Genomic DNA, 1,220 nt, shown 5'->3' with positions numbered 1-1,220 from the left:
ACCATCTCTTGCGCGATGTTGGACTTAGTCGCCAAGACGCCCAGAACGAAGCAAAGCGTCCGCTTTGGGATGCCCCTTCTACATGGCGGACCTAATGCTTGCACGAACTGCATCGAAAAAGATACTAAAAGAGTAGGGTTTTCGTAGAAATTGACTCCGAAAACCCTTGAAACCTCGCCTATCAGGCCCGATATTAAAAACAGGATCGCCAAAAGGCGGATCGGTTTATCAATGGAGAGTTATTCATGGCTGAATATGGTACAATTCGCAGCGGCGTTGGAACGGCGGCCGCGAATATTGATGCGGGCTTGCGCGCGCACATGAACAAAGTTTACGGCACAATGTCCGTGGGTATGTTCATCACTTTTCTCGCGGCTTGGGCAATTGCCGGCCTCGCGGTCACGACAGATCCGTCCCAAGCGGCCGCACAGATCTCTTCAGGCAAGTACCTGACTGCACTCGGTTCAGCGCTTTATCTTTCCCCGCTTAAGTGGGTTGTTATGTTTGCACCTCTTGCCTTCGTTTTCGGCATGAGCGCGATGATCAACAAAATGTCCGCAGCAACGGCACAAACGGTGTTTTACATCTTCGCAGCCGTCATGGGCGTGTCGATCAGCTCGATCTTTTTGGTCTTCACAGGCTACTCGATCATGCAGATCTTCTTGATCACATCCATCGCCTTCGCGGGCCTGTCCTTGTATGGCTACACGACGAAGAAAGACATCTCCGGTTGGGGCAGCTTCTTGATCATGGGCGTCATTGGCCTGATCGTAGCATCCATCGTTAACATCTGGCTGGCATCCCCAGCGATCATGTTTGCGATCTCTGCGATTGGTGTTCTGATCTTTGCCGGTCTTACAGCTTATGACACACAGCGCATCAAGAACGAGTACGTTGCACACGCACACCACGGTGACAGCGAATGGCTTGGTAAGTCCGCGATCATGGGTTCCTTGAGCCTGTATCTGAACTTCATCAACATGTTCATGATGCTACTGCAGTTGTTTGGCAACCGCGAGTAATTCACGGTCGACAACCTTTTTATCATTACAGAGCCGGCCCTTTCGAGGGCCGGTTTTCTTTTGCAAAACCGAAACTTTTTTAAAGAAAGATCGGGCATCGACAAGCTCTACACCATCTAAGCTGATCTACAGCTAAGGGCTTTTTACAACAGAATTACTTACACTCACGTCACGTTTCCCAAGGCTATTATGTTCGCT

Annotated in this window: 1 protein-coding gene; it reads left to right on the top strand. The window is 50.1% G+C overall.

What is annotated here, in order from left to right; translation table 11 throughout:
- Window positions 1-245 precede the first annotated feature (245 nt).
- Window positions 246-1,022, top strand: coding sequence for a Bax inhibitor-1/YccA family protein (locus tag QZ279_RS07305; RefSeq protein WP_293449624.1), 777 nt, complete (start codon window positions 246-248; stop codon window positions 1,020-1,022).
- Window positions 1,023-1,220 lie beyond the last annotated feature (198 nt).

Origin of the sequence: Planktotalea sp. (assembly GCF_018607965.1) — a bacterium.
GTDB lineage: Bacteria > Pseudomonadota > Alphaproteobacteria > Rhodobacterales > Rhodobacteraceae > Planktotalea.
The sequence above is the reverse complement of the archived record's forward strand: the minus strand, read 5'-3'. Positions and strand labels throughout refer to the sequence as shown.